The organism is Longimicrobium sp., assembly GCF_036280135.1.
Lineage (GTDB): Bacteria > Gemmatimonadota > Gemmatimonadetes > Longimicrobiales > Longimicrobiaceae > Longimicrobium.
Map to the genome: position 1 here is coordinate 1 of NZ_DASURI010000245.1, position 4,250 is coordinate 4,250.

Sequence of the window (4,250 nt, forward strand, 5' to 3'; positions counted from 1 at the left end):
TCCAGGTCGCCGCCCAGCAGACGCGCCACGCGGCGGCTGATTGCCAGGCCCAGGCCGTGGCCCTGGATGCCCGTGCCGTCGTGCAGGCGGCTGAACTCGTCGAAGATCGCCTCGCGCTTGTCCGGCGGAATGCCCGGTCCCGTGTCCGTCACCCGCACCACGGCCCAGTCGCCCGGCCGCTCGGGATCGTCCCGTACCTGCTCCGCCCGCACCGTGATGCGGCCCGGCGCGGGCGTGTACTTGATGGCGTTGGACAGCAGGTTGCCCAGCACCTGCCGCACCCGGCCGGGGTCCGTGTACACCCGCACGGGTCCCTCCATGGTGCACTCGATCATGTGCCCCGCCGCCAGCGCAGCGGGCCGGTGGTCCTCGCCCGCGTGGGCCGCCACCCGCGCCACGTCCGCCGCCACGCGCTCCATCTTCAATCCGCCGCTGTCCGCGCGGGCCAGGTCCAGCAGGTCCGCCAGGATGGCCAGCGCGCCGTCGATGGACCGGCGGATGCCCTGCACGAACCGCGTCTGCCCGTCGTTCAGGGGGCCCTTGATCCCCGTCTCCAGCAGCTCGGCGTAGCCCCGCGCGGCGCCCAGCGGGTTCTTGACGTCGTGGCTCACGCCCCGCAGCAGGTATGCGCGCGCCTCCGTCACCCGCGCCGTCTCGGCCAGGGCGCGCTCCGCCGCCTCGCCCCGGCGCGTGGCCTCGCGGGCCAGCTGGCGCACGCGGCCCGACAGCCACGCCACGGCGACAGCCGCCAGCAGCGCCAGCAGCCCCAGCAGCAGCGTGACCGTCAACCCGAACCGCTCCATCCGGCGAATGGCCTCGCGCCCCCGCCGCGCCTCGGCCACGAGGGCGTGGTCCACCCGGGCGGCGGCCTCGATGACCGTGTCGGCGAACGGCTGCTCCTCGTCCACCTGGGTCAGGGCCGCACGGATGCGCTCCGGGTCGCGCTCCAGCGTGTCGACGGGAAGGCGCGTGTGCCACTGCTCCGCCAGGGTGCGAAAGCGCACGAACTCCTGCAGCACGTCGCCCCCCAGCAGCTCCGCGCTCTCCTCCAGCTCCACCATGCGCGCCTGCTCGTCCTCGTGCGCCTCGACGTAGCGCCCCAGGGGCGCGTGCTGCCCCGTGGCGGCCGCCAGCAGCAGCAGGCTTCCCTCGCGCGCCACGTCGAACTGCAGGCGGTTGACCAGGGTGCGCGCGGGGTCCGCCGCCTCTTCCACCCGCGCCCGCACGCGGTCCACCCGGTCCTGCACCAGCAGGGGGACCACGACGAGCGCGGCCAGGGCCAGCAGCACGAACAGGCTGGCCAGCAGCCCCACCCAGTCGGGCGGGCCGGGCAGCCGGTCGGCGGGCGAAGCGGGGGGTGCGGTCTCGGTCTCCACGGGCATGTGTGCGGACGGGCCTCAAGCTTTGCGCCACGGCGGCGCCGGACGGCGGTCGCGCCCGGCGCCTGGCGGGCGGATCGGCCTCGCGTCTATCCGGCCGGCGGCCGTTTGTTCCCACTCCGGCCGGACCGGCGGACGCGCGCCGGCTACGACGGGTCCGACGGGCGCTCCGGCTGCGGCGCGTCGAAGGCCGCCAGGGCGGGGGAGAACCCGCGCTCCTCCAGCGACCGCGGCGCCTTGCGGGGGTACACCCGCCGCGCGATCTCCGGCGCCAGGCGCAGCCCCACCGTGCCCACGAGCGACAGCGCGAGGACGAGGAGCGCGATGGTGGCGCCCACGGCCTGCGCGCCCGCCGTCACGGCAATGCCGGCCAGCAGGATGGAAAACTCGCCGCGGGGGACCAGCGTGAGCCCCAGCGACAGCGCGTTGCGCCTGGGCAGCCCGTCGCGCCGGCCGATCCACATCCCCGTGAGCACCTTGAGCGCGATGCCCAGCACGGCCAGCACCAGCGCGTACGGCCACACGGCGCCAAACGTGGACGGGTCCAGCGACAGGCCGAACCCCAGGAAGAACACGGCCGCGAACAGCCCCTGCAGGGGGCCGAACAGGCGCTCCGCCCGCTCCTTGTGCTCCGTCTCGGCCAGCAGCAGCCCGGCCAGGAACGCGCCGATGGCCTCCGACAGCCCCGCCGCCAGCGCGCCCCACGACAGCAGCATCACCACCCCGCCCGCCAGCAGCAGGAACAGGTCGTCGCTGTCCAGGTCGAACGCGCGGTCCAGCAGGGGCCGCGCGTACAGCGCCAGCCCCACGATGGCCGCGAAAAAGCCCACGGCCTTGGCCATCCCCCACAGGGCCGCGCCCGCGCTGGGCTCCGGCGTGAGCACGGCGCCGGAGAGCAGGGCCAGGAACAGGGCCATGAACAGGTCCTCGAACACCAGCACGCCCAGGGCCACCTCCGTCTCGGGGTCCGCCGCGCGGCGCAGCTCGATGGTGCTCTTGGCGATGATGGCGCTGGACGACACGTAGAACGCGCCGCCCATCAGCAGGGCGCCCGTCCACCCGCCGCCCACCCATGCGCCCATCAGGGCCCCCGCGGGAAAGCACACCAGCAGGTCGATGCCCCCGTTGCGTACGATGCGGCGCCGGTCGCGCAGCAGGGCGCCCACGGAGAACTCCAGCCCCATGAAGAAGAGCAGGAGCACCACGCCCGTCGTGGCCAGCACCTGCACCAGGTGCTCGTCCAGGTCCAGGGGGCGGATGGCCATCCCCAGCAGGATGAACGCGGGGATAACGGACTGGCGCAGCCGGTCAAAGAGCAGGCCGGAGAGGGCGAGGGCGGCCAGGACGGCGCCGGCGCCCAGCAGGAATTCGCCGTGCACGGGCTACGCGGGCTGGCCGCCGCGCAGCAGGTCGCCAAAGCGGCCCACCTGCTCGCGGTCGCCCACCACCATCAGCGTGTCGCCGGCGGCAATGCGCTCGTCCGGCTGGGGGTTGGGGATGGCCTTGCCCGCCCGCAGCACGGCGATGATGCTGGCCCCCGTCCGCTCGCGGACGGCGGCCTCCAGCAGGCTCCGGCCCACCAGCGGGGACGCCGCCGTGACCTTCATCCACTCCACGGAAAGCTGGTCGAACACCATCTCCATGCTCTCCGCCACCACGGGCTGAAAGAAGGCGCCGCCCAGGATGGCGCCCAGCTTGCGCGCCTCGGCGTCCTCCATCCGCACGGCGTAGGCGGGATAGTCCTCGCCCCGCTCGAAGTGGTAGATCTCCCGGTGGCCGGAGTTGTGGATGATGATGGTCATGCGGTCGCCGTCGTTCGTCGTGACGGCGAACTTCTTTCCCACGCCGGGCAGGTCGTGCTCGCGGACGTCCATCGTCTCGTTCGCTTGGAGAGGGTTGCAGGGGCTCGGGCCCGTCCCGCGGTCCGTCGTGGCGCGCCCGGAGACGACCTCACGCGAAGCCGCGGACCGGGCGATTCCCCGCGTCCTCCGCGTCTTCGCGTGAGCCTTCCGTCCGCCCGAGCGTACGCCGACGGGCAGCGTAACGCAAGATCGTTTCCGCGCGCCTCTACCAGCCGCCGCGGACGAGGGCGATGCCTTGCGGCAGCGTGGCCGCGTGCACGTCGAACCGCCCCCCGCGGACGGGGATGACAGCCCACGCGCCGCCCTCGAACTGGTAGCAGACGGCGAACCCGGTCTCGTCGCTCACGCCGTCCGGGGCGCGCGCCTGGATGCGGCCCCGCGCGTCGCAGAACAGGCCGTCGGGCGACACGTAGCCCGTCTCCGTCTCGCCGCTGCCGGCGATGACGACCTCGTCCGCCACCGCCGTCCCGCGGATGAGCCGCAGCCGGCCCTGCACCTCCGACGCGTCCAGCCCCTCGGGCACGCGCGTGGAGCGGGGCGACTCGAACGCCACCAGCACGGGCCCGCCGGCCTGCCCGTAAAGGGTGAGCGGCGGGCCGTCCGTGTACCACGCCACCTCCTGCCCCGTGGCCAGGTCGTACAGCGTGTGCGTGACGTCCATGTCGCAGCAGCCGTACCGGGTGAGCCGCAGGTAGCCGAACGGCTCCAGGCTCCACCGGTCCGCCGCGGACTCCACCGTCCACATCGGTCGTGTGAACGCCGCGCCGTCCCAGCCCAGGGCCCGCACGCGGATGGTGCCGCCCTGGTCTTCGTCCTCCGCGTCGGACCACTGCTCCTGGTCAATGGCCAGCAGCCCGTTCACGTCGCCCGCCAGCGTAACGCGGGCCAGCGTGGTGCTGCGGACGCGCTCGGCCGAGATGCCGCCGCTGCTGCTCGCGCGGAACTCGGCGGACGGCGCGGGCCACGGCTGCGCGGCAAGGGGGACGGACGCGGACGCGGTGACGAGCAG

Annotated in this window: 4 protein-coding genes; all 4 read right to left on the reverse strand. The window is 74.2% G+C overall.

The window, feature by feature from the left end; all coding sequences use genetic code 11:
- A partial coding sequence (locus VFZ20_RS07550; RefSeq protein ID WP_329683238.1) for a HAMP domain-containing sensor histidine kinase occupies positions 1-1,376 on the reverse strand: 1,376 nt, incomplete at its 3' end.
- Positions 1,377-1,525: 149 nt separating this feature from the next.
- Complete coding sequence (locus VFZ20_RS07555; protein WP_329683239.1) at positions 1,526-2,758, reverse strand: cation:proton antiporter; 1,233 nt, start codon at positions 2,756-2,758, stop codon at positions 1,526-1,528.
- 3 nt (positions 2,759-2,761) lie between these two features.
- Positions 2,762-3,253, reverse strand: a complete 492-nt coding sequence (locus tag VFZ20_RS07560) for a cation:proton antiporter regulatory subunit (protein WP_329683240.1) — start codon at positions 3,251-3,253, stop codon at positions 2,762-2,764.
- A gap of 193 nt (positions 3,254-3,446) precedes the next feature.
- Positions 3,447-4,250: hypothetical protein (locus VFZ20_RS07565; RefSeq protein WP_329683241.1), on the reverse strand; the 804-nt coding region annotated here is incomplete at its 5' end.